Below are 15,535 nucleotides of genomic sequence, written 5' to 3'. Positions count from 1 at the left end.
CCCATCTCCCGGGTGTATTCGTAATGTGGAATGGCCCCTAAAGCATCCACGCCACACCGCGCCGCTTCCTCTAACCGTTCTTGATTTTCCGGACAAGCAAGCAGACCTTTCTGCGGGAATGCCACGATTTGCAGATCCAGGTATGGCGCAACCATCTCCTTAAGTTCTAGCAATGCATACAACGCCGTGAGCTTGGGATCGGAAATATCGACATGGGTTCGCACGTGAAGAATTCCTTGGGCCACCTGCCACTGTGTTACTTTCAGTGCGCGATTCATAACATCTTGTCGGCTCAACCCAGACTGATACTCACTCCAAATCTCTACCCCTTCCTGCAACGTGCCACTTTCATTCCAGCGAGGAATACCCGCAGTCAGTACAGTATCTAAATGGATATGGGACTCGACAAACGGAGGGAGTGCAAGGTCTCCGCACCCGTCAAGTTCCGAACGTGTGGGTTCCGTAATGTCCCCCGTCTTTACAATGATTCCATCGGATATTCCAATATCTGTAAGAACGTCAGATCCCGGTAAGCGTACCCGACGAACAATTAGGTCAAGCAAACAGAACTCCCTCCTTCGTTGAACGCGCTTTGTTGAGACTGCAGCGTGTTCCACCGGTTGGCCAAAGAGGAGATCCCCCAAGACAAGCGCTTTTGTGAGACACTGATCCACCTTCCCGCCCCGTAGACCCAACGGCCTTCAGGCAATTTCACCAAGACGTCCTCCGGCCTACAAACGTCGAGGATTACAAAGTTCGCCGGACGCCCACAAGCAATCCCATACTCTTCGGAGCCAATCAGTGAAGCCGGCACATCGGTAATCATCTTCAGTAGCGTCAATTGTTCCGATAAACTACCCATATGGGTGGCATAGGCCGTAAGCAAGGCAATCACGAGCAGGTCTCCACGACCAAACGGATGAAACGGATCATGGATGTTGTCGGATGCAGTAGCCACCGGTATGCCCGCCGCAAGAAGTTCTCGCACTCTCGTGACCCCACGCCTGACGAGGCCTCGATCGCTTCTCCCCTGCAGGTACATATTGGCACCCGGCAAGGTCACTGCCCCTAGTCTCGCCTCCACCATCCCTTCGATTAACTGCCCGGCCACAACGTCGTCCATGGCTGACAACGAACAGAGGTGGTCGACTACAACCCTTCCCTGGTAATCGGTTTCTTCCGTCTTTTTCGCAATATATGCCACCGTTCGAACCTGCGGATCATCGCTTTCATCTGTGTGCAGGTCAATGGGAAGGTCGTGTTTGGCCGCAAGATGAAAGATGTGGTCGATATCTTCCTCGGGCGTAGACGATAAGTGCGGAGCTCCACCCAATCCGTCCACCCCCATTTGAATCGCCTCTTCCACCAATTCCACTTCCCGTCGTGTCCACTCGTAGGGACACATGGGAAACACCTCGATGGTCAAATAAGGAGCAAGGGACTCTTTCACTTCAATGGCAGCCTGGACATTCCGCAAGGCCGTATCCTGCCCGGCTGCCACGTTAAAATCCACGTGAGTACGAATATGGGTGGTTCCGTAGGAAAGGGCCTGCAAAGCGGCCCGGTACATGCGGGCCTTGATTTCTTCCAAGGTAAAGGATGGTGACATAGCTCGATAATTGCGCACAGCTTCCACCAAGGTCCCGGACTCATTCGGCACTTTCGGCAAGGAGAAAGCCTTGTCAAGATGCATGTGACTGTCCACAAGCCCTGGGAGCATGATTTTCCCTTTGGCGTCCCATTGGTAAAATCTCGATAACGGCTCAGCTTGCAAGTCCACCAGATCCTGGAATGAAGAATTCGGAGGATCAATCCAACCATCCTGTCGCGCTATTTTGGTATAGCGACCATTGGCAACGTGGATCTCGAACAGAGCCGATGAGTCGAACAACGGCAATGAGACATTGATCAGGTGAAGATCAGATGTTTCCATCGACATCTCCTCTTCCATACGGGTCCCTATATTTTCCCTTTCTTGTAGAGTTGCTCAGTTTTCTACGGACATCTCCGATTCGTGCCACGAACTGAGGATCCATTTTGAAATCAATTGAATGACCAGAAACAGCACAATACCCAATAACGATGCCGCCAACCCGCACGCAAATAGATACGCCGTTTGCAGTCGAGTAGCCGCTACAGTGATCGCGTAACCCAGCCCTCCACTCCCTCCGCCAATGCCGGCGATGTATTCACCGACAATCGCTCCCACCACCGAAAGGGTGCAGGAGATTTTCAACCCCGCCATCATATAGGGCAGCGCTGCCGGAAGTCGCAGTTTCCACATCGTTTGCCATTTCGATGCATTGTAGAGTCGGAATAAATTCAACATATTGTGGTCCACCGAGTTGAGCCCAATGAGGGTATTTGAGATCATCGGAAAAAAACCAATGATAAAAGCGATGATCACAATAGCATTGAGCCCGGCACCAAACCAAATCACGATGATGGGGGCAATCGCTACAATTGGAATGGTTTGCAAAATGATTGCATAGGGGTATAGACTTCGCTCAAGGATTTTGGACGAAGCCATCAGTACGGCACCCAACACACCACCCACAAAACTCATCACAAATCCTACTAATGACTCGGTGACAGTCTGCAGAGCAGACTGCGTGAGATTTCCCAAGTTTTCCACGGCCGCCTGAAAAATATCGGTGGGTTTTGGAATCAGAAAAACCGGGACGTTCAAAATCTGAAGCCCGAATTGCCAGATCAGTACGAACCCGAAAAATACGGCGATGGGCGAAATATACACACTCCAGAGCACACTTTTTTTTGGAGATTCGCTTCGTCCCTGCGTTTCATTCCCTTTCGCGGGACTACTCTCTACAGGAGCGGTCCCTTGACGATATACTCCCTCTATCGCCTGGGGGACCCGGGGTGGATTCATCATGGATCTCACTCCTTTTCAATCAAGATGGCATTTAAGATGGCATTCACCCAAGACAATCCTGCGGCTCTCCAAATTTCCCCGGATTCAGTAACCCCAATGGATCGTTTTCCAACTTTGTTGTCCACATAGAGACAAAACGATCTCCGCGCCCCCCTTCGTCAAGACGCCACGTGTGGGGATCGTTGATGCGGACTCCAATACGCCTGCAAAATAGAATAATTTCATAGAGCCTTTCTTCGCTTGTAAATAACACCAAGGGAAGAGCCTGGGGCATGACGATTCCAGCATTTCGAACCCACTCATAGTGTAGAAGAACTTCATCGCCATACTTTGTCTTGATCCTGGCCGATTGCTCCATAAAATGATCCGGATCAAATCCCGCCTGCAGATAGGTCATGTTTGGATCCGTTTTAATCGCCCAAAGGGTGGTATGGTTCCAGGAAAAATTGGAAAGGCCAAGGGTCTTCCGATAATTCACTGCGGATGCGTAGAACGTCCATTTCCCACCAAATTTCTCGGCAAGAGATTCAACCTCAATACATGAAGCTTCTTCGATTTCAAGCAATACCGCCGCATGGCCCTCCACGATCACATGTTTCAGAGGCAGAAAATACTTGGGAATGGGCCATTCGTTCACGGATACCAGTCGTTTCTTTATGGTATCCTGTTTGGAAAGCACATCTGCAAACAGAAGGCAGTCTTCAAAAACTGGAAATGAAACAATGGACTGGGCCCAGTCCACGCGCGGAGCAAGGGGAATGACCAACTCTGTGACAACGCCGTTCGTCCCGTAATTATGGATGTAGTGAAGCAGTTCATCGCCAGACACCTTTAACTTCTTTGGTATCACCTCCATGGTCAAGACGGTCATCTCTTGGACGTTCCCGTCCCACAGGCTACCCCAAGTAATGGAGCCGATCCCTCCGGACCCACCGCAAACAAAGCCTCCCACTGTCGCTTTTTCAAAAGTACTTGGATAGATCCTTAGTTCCTGCCCCTTCCGGCGCGCTTCCCGCTCCAGAATGCCTAGCTTCACCCCGGGTTCCACCCGGGCATACCCATCACCGATCTCCTTGATCCGATTCAGACGGCTCATGTCCATCACCATACCGCCCTCTAGGGGCACGGCCTGTCCGTAGTTTCCAGTTCCGGCGCCGCGCACAGTGAGAGGTACCCGTCGTTCTGCTGCAAAGGACAGCACTTGGGCAACTTCTGATTCACTTGTGGGAAACACGATGCTATCAGCAATCTTATCGTCAAGCCGCTTTTTCAGCACCGGGGAATACCAATAGTAGTCCTTCGACAGCCGACTGCGAGACTCGAAGTCAAACCGAACGTGTTCTGCCCCAATCCTCTGAATCAGGTCTTTTTCCCAGCTCACGGCCATTCCCAGCAGCCTCCTCCTCGATTGTGTTCGTCTCAATGTTTCAGAGAGGTAGATACTTTTGCCACCAACGTCCCGAACTCAGGGGAGGATCGAAACGATTCATCTCGTGGGAAAGGAACGGGAACATCAACCACCGTGGATATTCGACCAGGTCTGGGCGTCATCACTACGATTCGAGTTGAGAGATACACGGCTTCAAATACGTTATGGGTTACGAATAAAATGGTCATCTTCTCATGTTGCCAGATTTTCAATAGTTCATCCTGGAGATTCTGCCGAGTGATCTCATCCAGAGCACCGAATGGTTCATCCATCAGCAGAAGTTTCGGTCTTGAAATGAGCGCCCGGGCGATGGATACTCTCATTCTCATCCCGCCGGACAATTGACGGGGCAAAGCCTTGACATGATCAACAAGTCCGACCAAGTTTAGTACCCGAAAGGCTTCATCTCTCTGAGAAATTTTAGGAACTCCCCTCAGTTCAAGAGGAAGAATGACGTTATCCCAAACACTCCGCCAAGGTAACAAGGTGGCGTCCTGGAAGACGAAGGAAACCCCCGTTCCTTTCTTGCGGGCGTCTTTCGGAGATAATCCGAGCACTTCAAGCCGTCCCTGGCTTGGCTCCGCCAGTCCAGCAATCATGCGAAAAGCAGTGGACTTCCCGCATCCAGAAGGACCGACAAAGGAAATGAACTCACCCTCCCGGATTGTGAGGTTCATGTTTTGTAGTGCAACAGTGCCCGTCTGATAAACCTTACTCACATTCTTCAGGCGAACGAGAGTGGCTTCGTCGACACTCATGGCCACAGCCTCCTCAAATGCACAATCACGGCACCTCCAGATTCTGTACAGCAGGCTTATGGCGAGGGAAGTCAAAACATGCCATAGCGACGAGCACCTGGCTCAACTGTCTAGCCGCGTACTCCAGGATGGTCCATCCATGTTCGATGGACGCTTGAGAAGCGTCCCCACACGTTCCGCACGAGGAAACATCATCAATTAGCCAGGCGAACGTCTTTTTTTGAAAGCTGAACCACTCTCCATCAGCAACATTTGGGAATTCTGAAGGCAATAGGTCAGTCCGAACCCACTCGGGTTTGGCGGACATGACCAGCGACGTCTCCACTGCACCGCCGTGGATGCCAAGAGCCTGCTCTTGCTCCGAAAATACCGAAAGGCCTTTGTAGAGATCGCCTCCATTCAATCGGAATGTCATTAGTCCCGTTTCAATGCGAATATCCCTAGCCATCATGTTCAACAGATCTTGATTGCCCCCGTGTGTGGTGAACAACAATAAGCGGCGGAATCCGCTGGAACGGACACTTCGTGCAAGGTCCAACACCACCCCCTCGAGCGTAGCTCTCGAAAGTGAAAAGGTCCCCGGGCGAGTCTGATGCTCGTTACTTTTGCCAAACGCTATCGGGGGAAGAAACCATATTTCGGCATCCTCCGGCAACCGGTCGCATGCAGCCTGCAGTAATATTTCGCCGATCAGAGTGTCTGTATAGATCGGGAGATGGGAACCGTGCTGTTCCGTTGCCCCGATCGGAAGAACCACCAGCGCACGATCTTTTGGCAACTTCGCAATTTCTTCACTGGTCAACCTCGGCAGAAACCGTTCTTCCCACGAACCCCCATCATCACGTTGCATTTTTTCCCCTCCCGACCTCGTGTCATGGCCCTGGCAAGAATTCGTTTGTGAACACTTTCTCGGGGTTCTCTTTGAATTGGAGTACTCCGATATCTGACAACTGTTGGATCAGTGTAGCCCACCGTTGTTTTGACATGTATCCGATCCCATGGGTCTGAGCATCTCCACCAAATATCAGTGGTTTCTCAGCTTCCGCCCCATACTTGATAACATCCAGCGGCAAGTCTGGGTTTTTCTCTTTGATATACGGATTGATTTCATCCGGGTGATCCCTATAGTAAGTCCAGCCTTTTAACGAAGCTCGAACAAAGGATTTTACTAATCCAGGGTTGTCTTTGATCAATTTTTCTGTTGTGAAGAGCACATTGGCATAGGGATTGTAGCCGAAATCGGCATTGAGGAGGATTCCCGTCTCGATTCCTTGCTGTTTTAGCGTAAATGGCTCATTGGTCACGTATCCTTGCGTGACAGCAGTTGGATCATTCACGAAATTGACTAATTGACCGGTGTACTTCATCTCCTGTACATGATCCAATTTGTAGGCTTTCTTCAAGTACTCCCAGTACGTCGCCCCCGGTGCCGTATACACCTTACGACCATTTAGATCCGCAGGACTCTTGATGTTTTGGCCTTTGTGGTACACCAACCCTTGAGGGTTTTTTTGAAAAATAGCGGCGATCGCAACGATGGGAATTCCTTGTTGTCTCGCAATCAGGAGGTCATCCGCTTGAACCACCCCGAACTGTGCCTTCCCAGAAGCGACAATTTGCACGGATGAGACCTGCGGACCCCCGGGAATGATCGTCATATCCATCCCGGCATCTTTATAGAATCCCTTGAGCTGTGCAGCATATTGGCCGCCCAATTCCGGCTCCGCAAACCAATTTGTAACTTGAGTGACCGGGGTTAACGCTTTCGCCTCGCCACCAGGCCCCGCGGCTCCGGAAGAAAATTGATTTCCGCCCGCGCCACTGCTTCCGCAACCAGTTGCAATTCCCATAATCAAAAACAAACTCAGCGCAAGTCGAGCGACCTTCACCGCGAATCACCTCGCAAATACGATAGAAGAGCTACCCACCATGTTGGGGTCAGCAAAGGAAATCCCGTGCCATTCTCCCTTTCCCCGTGGCGCGAACTTCTCTTCCTCCCTCCTTCCCCCATTTATCTTGTCTGTTCCTAGAATGATTAGATATGATTATCTTACATTTTAATGTCATGTTTTAGTTTCGTCATCGTTGAATTGCGCCAAATCAACAGCCGTTAACTGTATCAATTTACCGATTAAATCTCAAATGGTGTTATATTAGTTTACATATAGTATGTTCATGTCCCCATTTTGTTTTTGAGGAGGGCTTCCGCAACCCAGGCCACTCGCCGTCCTAGACGAAGGGCCATCTTCAACTCCCTAGGATCAGGGGACCGTGAACTGTCCGGACCGGCGAGTGTCGAAGGACCGTATGGAGATCCGCCAACACTCGTCTGTTAAATACTCAGGATTTTCCGTATATGGAGTCCCTACAAAAATCATTCCAAAGTGCAGTAAGGGAACAATTGACGTCAAAATTGTTGATTCGTGCCCGGTATGAATCGATCCTGCGCTGGTGAACACACCGGTAGGCTTTCCTTCGAGAATGCCATCCCGACATGCGTTTCCGGCCATATCTAGAAAAAGTTTTACTTGGGAGGGCATCATGCCATAATAACCAGGAAATCCCCATATCACTGCGTCCGCCCAACGTAAATCCATTAGGGACACCGTCGGCACCACCTCCATGGCCCGTCGCGCACGATCATATTTCGAGAGCCTGTCCTTTGTGTTAAAAAGATCCTGCTCACAATTCTGTTCCACGCACTCCTCTTGACTAGATAGCAACTGAGGCGGAAGATCATACCCCGATATGTCCGGAATTCGAAGACATTTGACGGTGCATTTTCCGTCTAGACGCGCACCTTCGGCCACAGCATTAGCCATAGCGTGAATGTGACCGAAAGTACTATAGAATGTCACGAGAATATTGGCCATGTTCCACTTACCCCTTTCCATGTCTCGATCCACGAACACCACCCGGCCTCTCGAAGTTACAAACGCCCAACTAGTCGGTTTCCCGACTGGATAACCGTTTCAGGACCCGCAAAATCCCGGCATACCCGGTGCACCGACAGAGGTTCCCCGAGAGTCCCTCTTCCAGATCTTCCATCGAAGGACGAGAATTTTTGCGGAACACCGCTTTCACAGCCATAATCATCCCCGGGGTGCAGTACCCGCACTGAAAAGCCCCTTCCTCTAAAAAGGCACGCATAATGGTGTCTGGTGCGGTTGTGGACGAGGTCCCTTCGATGGTCTCGACTGATTTCCCGGCGCACTGATACGCCATGATCAAACACGCATTGGCCGGTTTGCCATCCAGCAAAACCGAGCAGGCCCCGCAACGACCGATCTCACAAGAAACCTTCGCTCCGGTCAGCCCCAGGTCATTGCGTAAAATGTCCACCAGCGGCTTGGTCGGCTCCACCTTAAGGGTGACCGCCCTCCCGTTCACGATAAAATTCAAGGCATAGGGACTGGGCATCGGCTTTCCCTGCGGGGCGACGCGATCGCTCAACGTCTCTTGTTTCACGCTCCCTCATCTCCTCCAAGCAAGTTATCGAGAAATCCTCTGCCCACCTCGCAGGGCGGGCTGGCGAGAGTCGTCGCAGCCACCCAAAAACTCACTCACCGGGCGGATGAGCATTTCCCTGGAAATCGGCAGCCGGGTCACCCACCGGCCAACCGCCTGCCTGACTGCGGCGGCCACGGCCGGGGCCAGGCCAACAGAGCCCACTTCCCCCACGCCCCGCGGTCCGTACGGATCCCCGGGCGGCAGGTCCTCAATGGCGTAGACCTGCACGTGATGAGGGACGTCGCCGATGGTCGGGATCAGATACGTGTCCAAGTTTGTGGTGATATAGTGGCCCGCTTCCATGGCCGCCTCTTCCATCAGCGCAAATCCCAGGGCCATGCTGCTCCCGCCCTCGATCTGCCCCAGGTACCCCATGGGGTTGATCACCGGCCCCGCCGCTACGGCATGTTCCTCCCGCAACACTCTCACGGCGCCCGTCAGCACATCCACCTCCACCTCGGCGATGACCCCGGCAAAGGTGTACAAATAATGGCCACCCATGATCGCATCCGGGGTGGTGGGAAAGTGAAACTGGACTTCAAAGCAGAGCCCGGCCACTCCCGACTCGGCGATCTCCCGATAGCTCGCCACCCTGTCCTCCCCCGCCCATACGCCCCCCGGGCCGAGGCGAAGCCGGGACGCCGGTATCCCGGTCTTGGCAGCCGCCCTCTCGCAGATCGCCCGGCAGAACTGCGGTTGCAGCCGGCGCAGGGCTTGCCACACCATGGCGGTGGTCCGAGACGCCGTGGAAGACCCCCCGTGAGGAACCCGGGCCGTGTCTCCGAGAACCACCTCCACGTCCCCGGGTGCACAGGAAAAGAAATCCTGCATCATGAGGGACAAAGCGGACACCAGTCCTTGACCAAACTCCTCGTGGCCAAAAGCCACCTCGATTTTTCCTTCTTCATTGAGCCGAAGGCGTCCGGCAGCGGGATCGGAAATCCCGAATCCAAGACCACAGCCGTGCATCACCATGGCCGCCCCCACCCCCCGCCGCACCCAGGGAGCAGAGGGCTTTCCGTTCTCTCCCTCTGCCCGGCCGTCCGCCGCCACGGGAGAGTGCCGTTTCCCCCACAAGGGCGATCTCCTCAGGGCCTCCCATACATGCCTGGCGCCGTCCGTAGGGGCCACGCGCTGCCCCAACGGCCCGAGATCGTCCGCATCCCGCAGGTTGATCCCGCGAAACTCCCAGGGATCCATCCCCAACCGCTCCGCCAGGCGATCCATCTGTCCCTCCAGGGCAAAAGCGGCCTGGTTCCCCCCGAAACCCCGGAACTCTCCGGAAACGCCGTTGTTCGTATACACCGCCCACCCCTTCACATCCACGTGGGGAATCCGGTAGGGCCCGATGACGTGCTCCGTGGCGAATTGCAACACCGGCGCCCCCAGGGTGGCATACGCGCCGGTGTCCGCCACGATCCTCACCTGGTGGGCCACCAGTCGGCCCGCCGCATCCGCCCCGGTTTTCATCGTGATTTTCATCGGATGGCGCTTCAGTCCCGACCGCACCGACTCCCAGCGGGACTGGTGGATTTTCACCGGACGCCGGGTTCGCAGGGCCAAAAGCGCCCCGTAGGGCTGGATGTTCAGTTCGTCCTTGCCCCCAAAAGAACCGCCGATGGGACTCGAAACCACCCGGATGTCCGACTCCGGCATCGCCAGGATCCGGGCCAGTTGCATGCGATCCATATACCCGTGTTGGGTCGGCGCATACACGGTCAACCCTCCGTCCGGCTCCGGGACGAACAAGCCCCCTTCCGTTTCCATATACACATGCATCTGCCTGGGGGTCTCGTAGGTCTCCTCCACCACCGCGGCGCATTCTCGAAAAGCCGACTCCACGTTGCCCCGCTCGTAGGACGTGTGATGGAGTATATTCCCACCCGGGTGCAAACGGGGCGCCCCCGGAGCCAATGCCGCCTCCGGGGAGTCGATCACCGGCAAAATCTCATACTCCACCTGGATGAGCCCCAGGGCTTCCTCGGCCGCCTCTTCAGTTTCCGCCGCCACTGCCGCCACGGCGTCCCCGACAAAGCGCACCCGATCTTCACACAGGACCGGCTGATCCGGATACATGATGCCAAATCGGTTCATCCCCGGCACATCCCGATGGGTGATCACCGCCACCACTCCGGGCACCGACGCGGCGCGCTCCGTCCGGATGACGATCACCCGGGCGTGGGGATGTGGACTTCGCAAAATTTTCCCAACCAACATGCCCGGACAGGATAAATCCGTGAGAAATTTCATGGCACCCGTCACTTTTTCCGGCCCGTCCGGTCGCACTCTCCATCGTTCGGAAGCCGATTCACGATTGAGTCGCCGCACTCTGCCCACCTCCCTGAGACGGATCCCGCATCTTGATCAGTTCCCGGATAATCAAATTGGAAGCCGCCCGCCGACAATAGTCCGCCGACGAAAAGGTATCCCCCTTGGGAGCAAATTCTTCCCACACCGCTTGTGCCGTGGACAACAGCACCCGGTCATCCCAGAGCGCACCGCCCTTCAGGCAGCTCTCCGCCCGGCGCAACCGCCCGGGCCTCACCCCGGCCCCGCCCACGGCAAGCACCGCCTCCCGGACCACGCCGTCCTCGTCCCGGACCAGCCACCCCGCCACGGTGACCACCGCCGGCACAAACGTGTCTCGCCGGGTCAATTTCACATAAAAGGTCTCTCCCCCGAGAGCACCGGGATGGATCTCCACCGCCGCAAGTATGGCCGCCGGATCCGCCCCTTGTCCGGATCCCGCCGCACCGCCTCCCTGCAACCAATCCTCCAGGGACTGGCGAACCCGCATCCCTTCGGTGAACCACACCAACTGGGCCCGCATCGCCACGAAAGCTGGGGTCAAATCGCCGGCCGTCATGAGATTCCCGGCCACCGTCGCCAACTCCCGGACGGCGGGCGCGGCAATGCGCCGACATGCCGAGGGCAAAGCGGGAAAAAGCCGACCCCATCCCGCGTCGGACCGAAGCGCGGCCAGGGGGGTCATCCCCCCAATCCGGAACAATTCGGCGCCTGACCCGGAAGGCCGCCCCGTGGGTGCAGCTCCCGGCTCCCGATCCCCCGGGGGATGCAATTTTGACCTTTCGTACAACTCCGGAATGGAATCCAGGCGAATCAGGTGACCAGGTCTCGGCAAACTTCCGGCCCGCCACTGAATTTGCAACCACGTTCCCCCGGATACATAGCTCGCCCCAGACCCCAAGGAACGTCCGAGGTCCCAGGCTTCTTCCAGACTCTTCGGCTGCCAGACCTGCGGTGTCACCCGAACCATCCTAAGAACGCTCCTCTCTCACATATGCGCTGCCCAGGGACAAGGGCATCCCGGAATACCTCCTTCGGGACCGCAGTCCCAGGATCATGAGGACCACCACCGTCAACACATAAGGGAGCATTTTTAAAAAGTAGGAAGGGGTTTCGGTGCCCATCAGCTGGATGCGAAAGCCCAGAGCATCCAACCCCCCGAACAAATACGCCCCAAACACGGCCCGCACCGGATTCCAGCGGGCAAAAATCACCAAGGCCACCGCGATCCACCCACGGCCGGCGGTCATCCCCTCCACCCAACTGGGGGACGTGGAAAACAGGAGATACGCCCCGGACAACCCCACCAGCATCCCCCCGAGAACCACATAGGCGTACCGGTGTCGAAGCACATGAATCCCCATCACATCGGCGGTGGCCGGGCTATCGCCCACCGCCCGGAGGTTCAGACCCCAGGACGTGCGCTCGATGTACAAAAAGAGGGCAACGGCGAGGATAACGCTGAACCACACCACCACATCGAGATGGGCAAACACCGGCCCGATCCAGGGGATTTTGTCCAGAAGCGGCAGATTGAGCACCGGAATGGCCCCGGGCACAGGATTTCCCGCAATCGGCTTCCCGAGATAGGCGCTCAGTCCCGTACCAAACAAGGTGATCGCGAGGCCGCTCACGATTTGATTCGCCCGCAGCGTCACCGTGGTCAAGGCATGCAGGACCCCGAGCACCCCGCCGGCCGCCGCCCCGCACACCAGGGCAACCCACACATCGCCGCCTTGAGCCGAGACCAACGCCGTCGACACCGCCCCCATCAGCATCATGCCTTCGGCACCAAGGTTGATGATCCCCACCCGCTCGGACAACAAACAGCCCAAGGCCGCCAACAACAGAGGCGTCCCCTCGCCGATGGCGGCGCCGAGCAGTTGCGACATCACCCCCATGCCCCATCTCCTCCTTTGTCCAGAGCTGCAACGCCATCCCCGGATGAAATCCTGTGCCCTTCGGGTTCCTCCATCACGATCCGCAGCCGACTGATCATCTCCCCGCCGATCAAAAACAGGAGAATCGCCCCCTGGATCATGAGGGACATAGAAGCGGGCAAGCCCATAGTCTGAACGGCGTAACCACCGACGATAATGCCGCCGAAAAACAGCGAGGCGACCACCAACCCCACGGGGTGGAGCCTGGCGATCCACGCCACGATGATGGCCGTGTACCCGTATCCGGGAGAGATCCCGTACATCAGCCGATGGGCCACTCCGGATACCTCCGCCATCCCAGCGATCCCCGACAGAGCCCCGCTGAACAGCGCCACCACCAGAATGGTCCGGCCGATCGAAATCCCTCCATACCGGGCCACCTCGAGACTGGCCCCCAACACCCGGAGTTCATACCCCCACCGGGTGTAACCCAACACCAACCCATAGATCAGCGTGGCGGCCAGGGCGAACACCAGGCCCAGGTGAACACGGCTTCCCCCAAAGGTCATCAGTTGCTCATCGGGGGTGAACATGGGGGTGCCGGGAAAATTGAACCCCATAGGATCCTTCCAGGGGCCGAACACGAAATCATCCAATAAGAGGGCGGCAATGTAGTTCAACATGAGCGAACTGATCAACTCATTGACGCGCAAATACACCCTGAGCACCCCGGGCACCACTCCCCACAGCGCCCCCGCCAAAGCACCCGCCGCAAACATGAGGGGAATGTAGGCCGGCCCGGGAACATGCGGCAGGTAGATGGTCACCGCCGTGGCTCCGATGGCCCCGGCCAAAAACTGTCCCTCCGCCCCGATGTTCCAAAAAGCGATGCGGTACGCCAAGGCGACGCCGATTCCGCACAACAAGAGGGGAATCGCCTTGACCCAGGTTTCCCCCAAACCATAGGCCGTTCCAAAGGCTCCCTGAAACATGGCGGCGTACACCGCAAGCGGTTTCAGGCCGCTGGCAGCGATGAGCAGCCCGCAGAATACCAGGGCCGCCACCGCCGAAGCGACAGGAATCCACCAGGGGCTAGAAGTTTTGGCCGGATCGATAACGACCCGGAAGCGACGCCCTTTCGAATGCCGTCGCCTCCCCTGGCCCGTTGGATCGGTCGCCGCCGAGGTTTGCGGGATCGGGGCTGCGCTCTGCGGCGTGCCCCCTTTCATCCCGCTTCCTCCTCGGAGGAAACCCCCGCCATCAAGAGACCGATCGCCTCGCGATCCGTCCGGCCCCGGAAAAATTCCCCGTGGATGGTCCCTCGGCTGATTACCACAACCCGATCGGACAACTGAATCACCTCGTCGAGATCTTCGGAAATCAACACGATCCCGGTGCCCGCATCCCTGAGATCCAGGAGAATGCGGTGCACCGCTTCGGCGGCTCCCACGTCCAGCCCCTGGGTGGGATGGACGGCAACCATCAGCTTCGGCCGCTGCTCCACCTCCCGGGCGAACAACAACTTCTGTTGGTTTCCCCCGGACAACTGGCGAACGGGCGTCGAAAGGGACGGGGTTTTCACCTCGAACTTTTTGATCAAGGTCTCCATCGGCTCACGGCGGCGGCCCGGAAGCAACAGTCCCCATGGGGATACGTCTTTTCTGCGATAGGATTTGAGAAGCAAGTTATCGAAGACAGACAGGCGCCCGGCGAGTCCCATTTTCATCCGATCCTCGGGGATATGGGCGATCCCCCTCCGGATGAACCCCCGGGTCCCCGGCGTCAATGCTTCACCCTCGAATTCCACGGTTCCTTCGGTCCACGAGCGCAATCCCGTCAAGCATTCGGCCAGCTCCCGCTGCCCGTTGCCGGCCACGCCGGCGATCCCCACCACTTCACCCCGGCGCACCTCCAGGTCGATACCCCTCAAGGCCGGATGTCCCTGCTCCCCCAGAGCCGTCAAGCCCTTCACCCGAAGAAGAACGCCTCCCGGCCGCGGACGTTCCCGACCCGTCCCTGCGGATGAGACCTCCCGGCCCACCATCAACCGGGCCAACTCCCTTTCGTTCGTTTCCCGGGTTTCCATCGTTCGAATCGTCCGCCCCTTCCGCATGACGGTGATCCGATCCGACCAAGCCATGACTTCCTTTAATTTGTGCGTGGTGACGATCACCGTCTTCCCCGCCTGTTTCATCTCCCGAAGGGCGAGAAAAAGGTCCTCCGCCTCCCGAGGGGTCAACACCGAGGTCGGTTCGTCCAAGATAACGATGTCGGCTCCCCGGTACAACACTTTTACAATTTCAACCCGCTGCTGCTCTCCCAGGGACAACTCCTGCACCGGGCGATGAAGGGGAAACCGCAGGCCAAACCGTTCTATGAGCTCTCGCAACTCCGCCTCCTTCTGCCTGCGCCAAGCGGGCCCGAGCCAGCGAAACCCCTTATCCCCGAGCACCGTGTTTTCCACCGGAGTCAGGGTGGGAACCAGGCGGAAATTCTGATACACCATCCCGATCCCCATCTGTGCGGCCACAGCGGGAGAGCAGCGATGCACCGGGCGGCCGCGGAGCCGGATTTCTCCGGCATCCCGGCGATAAAGGCCCGAGAGGATACTCATCAACGTACTTTTCCCGGCGCCATTTTCCCCGAGCAAGGCGTGGATCTCCCCGGGCCGGGCGATAAACGTCGCCCCATCGTTGGCCAACACGTCACCGAATCGTTTGACGATCCCCCGCATTTCCACCGAAGCTTCCACCATTCA

Annotated in this window: 14 protein-coding genes; all 14 read right to left on the bottom strand. The window is 56.6% G+C overall.

Annotation, left to right across the window (positions count from 1 at the left end; all coding sequences use genetic code 11):
• On the bottom strand, positions 1–563 hold a 563-nt coding region (locus K6T64_RS10315; RefSeq protein WP_483306143.1), incomplete at its 3' end, for an amidohydrolase family protein.
• Positions 551–1,933, bottom strand: coding sequence for an amidohydrolase family protein (locus K6T64_RS10310; protein ID WP_288010040.1), 1,383 nt, complete (start codon positions 1,931–1,933; stop codon positions 551–553). The genes K6T64_RS10315 and K6T64_RS10310, both read right to left, overlap by 13 nt.
• A 54-nt stretch (positions 1,934–1,987) precedes the next feature.
• A complete protein-coding gene (locus K6T64_RS10305; RefSeq protein WP_353737811.1) occupies positions 1,988–2,755 on the bottom strand; it encodes an ABC transporter permease in 768 nt (255 codons plus the stop codon).
• Positions 2,756–2,936: 181 nt separating this feature from the next.
• Positions 2,937–4,280, bottom strand: a complete 1,344-nt coding sequence (locus K6T64_RS10300) for an FAD-binding oxidoreductase (protein ID WP_288010038.1) — start codon at positions 4,278–4,280, stop codon at positions 2,937–2,939.
• Between the two features lie 32 nt (positions 4,281–4,312).
• On the bottom strand, positions 4,313–5,080 hold the full coding sequence (locus tag K6T64_RS10295; protein WP_288010036.1) for an ABC transporter ATP-binding protein: 768 nt from the start codon (positions 5,078–5,080) through the stop codon (positions 4,313–4,315).
• A gap of 25 nt (positions 5,081–5,105) precedes the next feature.
• Positions 5,106–5,930, bottom strand: a complete 825-nt coding sequence (locus K6T64_RS10290) for a creatininase family protein (RefSeq protein WP_288010034.1) — start codon at positions 5,928–5,930, stop codon at positions 5,106–5,108.
• 22 nt (positions 5,931–5,952) lie between these two features.
• Positions 5,953–6,969, bottom strand: coding sequence for an ABC transporter substrate-binding protein (locus K6T64_RS10285; RefSeq protein ID WP_353737810.1), 1,017 nt, complete (start codon positions 6,967–6,969; stop codon positions 5,953–5,955).
• A gap of 372 nt (positions 6,970–7,341) precedes the next feature.
• Positions 7,342–7,992 (bottom strand): NAD(P)H-dependent oxidoreductase, encoded by a 651-nt coding sequence (locus tag K6T64_RS10280; protein WP_353737809.1) that lies wholly within the window; start codon positions 7,990–7,992, stop codon positions 7,342–7,344.
• Positions 7,993–8,023: 31 nt separating this feature from the next.
• Complete coding sequence (locus K6T64_RS10275; RefSeq protein WP_288010032.1) at positions 8,024–8,548, bottom strand: (2Fe-2S)-binding protein; 525 nt, start codon at positions 8,546–8,548, stop codon at positions 8,024–8,026.
• A gap of 24 nt (positions 8,549–8,572) precedes the next feature.
• Positions 8,573–10,918, bottom strand: coding sequence for a xanthine dehydrogenase subunit D (gene pucD, locus K6T64_RS10270; protein WP_288010030.1), 2,346 nt, complete (start codon positions 10,916–10,918; stop codon positions 8,573–8,575).
• A complete protein-coding gene (locus K6T64_RS10265) occupies positions 10,899–11,867 on the bottom strand; it encodes an FAD binding domain-containing protein (RefSeq protein WP_288010029.1) in 969 nt (322 codons plus the stop codon). Before K6T64_RS10265 ends, pucD begins: the two co-directional genes overlap by 20 nt.
• 1 nt (position 11,868) lies before the next feature.
• The gene (locus tag K6T64_RS10260) at positions 11,869–12,798 is read right to left on the bottom strand and encodes an ABC transporter permease (protein WP_288010028.1); all 930 of its coding nucleotides are present in this window, start codon (positions 12,796–12,798) and stop codon (positions 11,869–11,871) included.
• Positions 12,789–14,006, bottom strand: coding sequence for an ABC transporter permease subunit (locus K6T64_RS10255; RefSeq protein ID WP_288010026.1), 1,218 nt, complete (start codon positions 14,004–14,006; stop codon positions 12,789–12,791). The genes K6T64_RS10260 and K6T64_RS10255 overlap by 10 nt, the downstream gene beginning before the upstream one ends.
• Positions 14,003–15,532 carry an ABC transporter ATP-binding protein gene (locus tag K6T64_RS10250; RefSeq protein WP_288010024.1) on the bottom strand — a complete coding sequence of 510 codons (1,530 nt, stop codon included), beginning with the start codon at positions 15,530–15,532 and terminating at the stop codon, positions 14,003–14,005. Before K6T64_RS10250 ends, K6T64_RS10255 begins: the two co-directional genes overlap by 4 nt.
• Positions 15,533–15,535: the final 3 nt, after the last annotated feature.

This window comes from Kyrpidia sp. (assembly GCF_023512215.1).
Classification (GTDB): domain Bacteria; phylum Bacillota; class Bacilli; order Kyrpidiales; family Kyrpidiaceae; genus Kyrpidia; species Kyrpidia spormannii.
Note: the sequence above shows the minus strand (reverse complement) of the source record. Positions and strands in the feature narration are given on the sequence as shown.

Bases quoted from the DNA above. Each gene is read 5' to 3' on its own strand.
- K6T64_RS10310 (WP_288010040.1), bottom strand. From the start codon at position 1,933: ATGGAAACATCTGATCTTCACCTGATCAATGTCTCATTGCCGTTGTTC.
- K6T64_RS10300 (WP_288010038.1), bottom strand. From the start codon at position 4,280: ATGGCCGTGAGCTGGGAAAAAGACCTGATTCAGAGGATTGGGGCAGAA.
- K6T64_RS10295 (WP_288010036.1), bottom strand. From the start codon at position 5,080: ATGAGTGTCGACGAAGCCACTCTCGTTCGCCTGAAGAATGTGAGTAAG.
- K6T64_RS10290 (WP_288010034.1), bottom strand. From the start codon at position 5,930: ATGCAACGTGATGATGGGGGTTCGTGGGAAGAACGGTTTCTGCCGAGG.
- K6T64_RS10265 (WP_288010029.1), bottom strand. From the start codon at position 11,867: ATGGTTCGGGTGACACCGCAGGTCTGGCAGCCGAAGAGTCTGGAAGAA.
- K6T64_RS10260 (WP_288010028.1), bottom strand. From the start codon at position 12,798: ATGGGGGTGATGTCGCAACTGCTCGGCGCCGCCATCGGCGAGGGGACG.
- K6T64_RS10255 (WP_288010026.1), bottom strand. From the start codon at position 14,006: ATGAAAGGGGGCACGCCGCAGAGCGCAGCCCCGATCCCGCAAACCTCG.
- K6T64_RS10250 (WP_288010024.1), bottom strand. From the start codon at position 15,532: ATGGTGGAAGCTTCGGTGGAAATGCGGGGGATCGTCAAACGATTCGGT.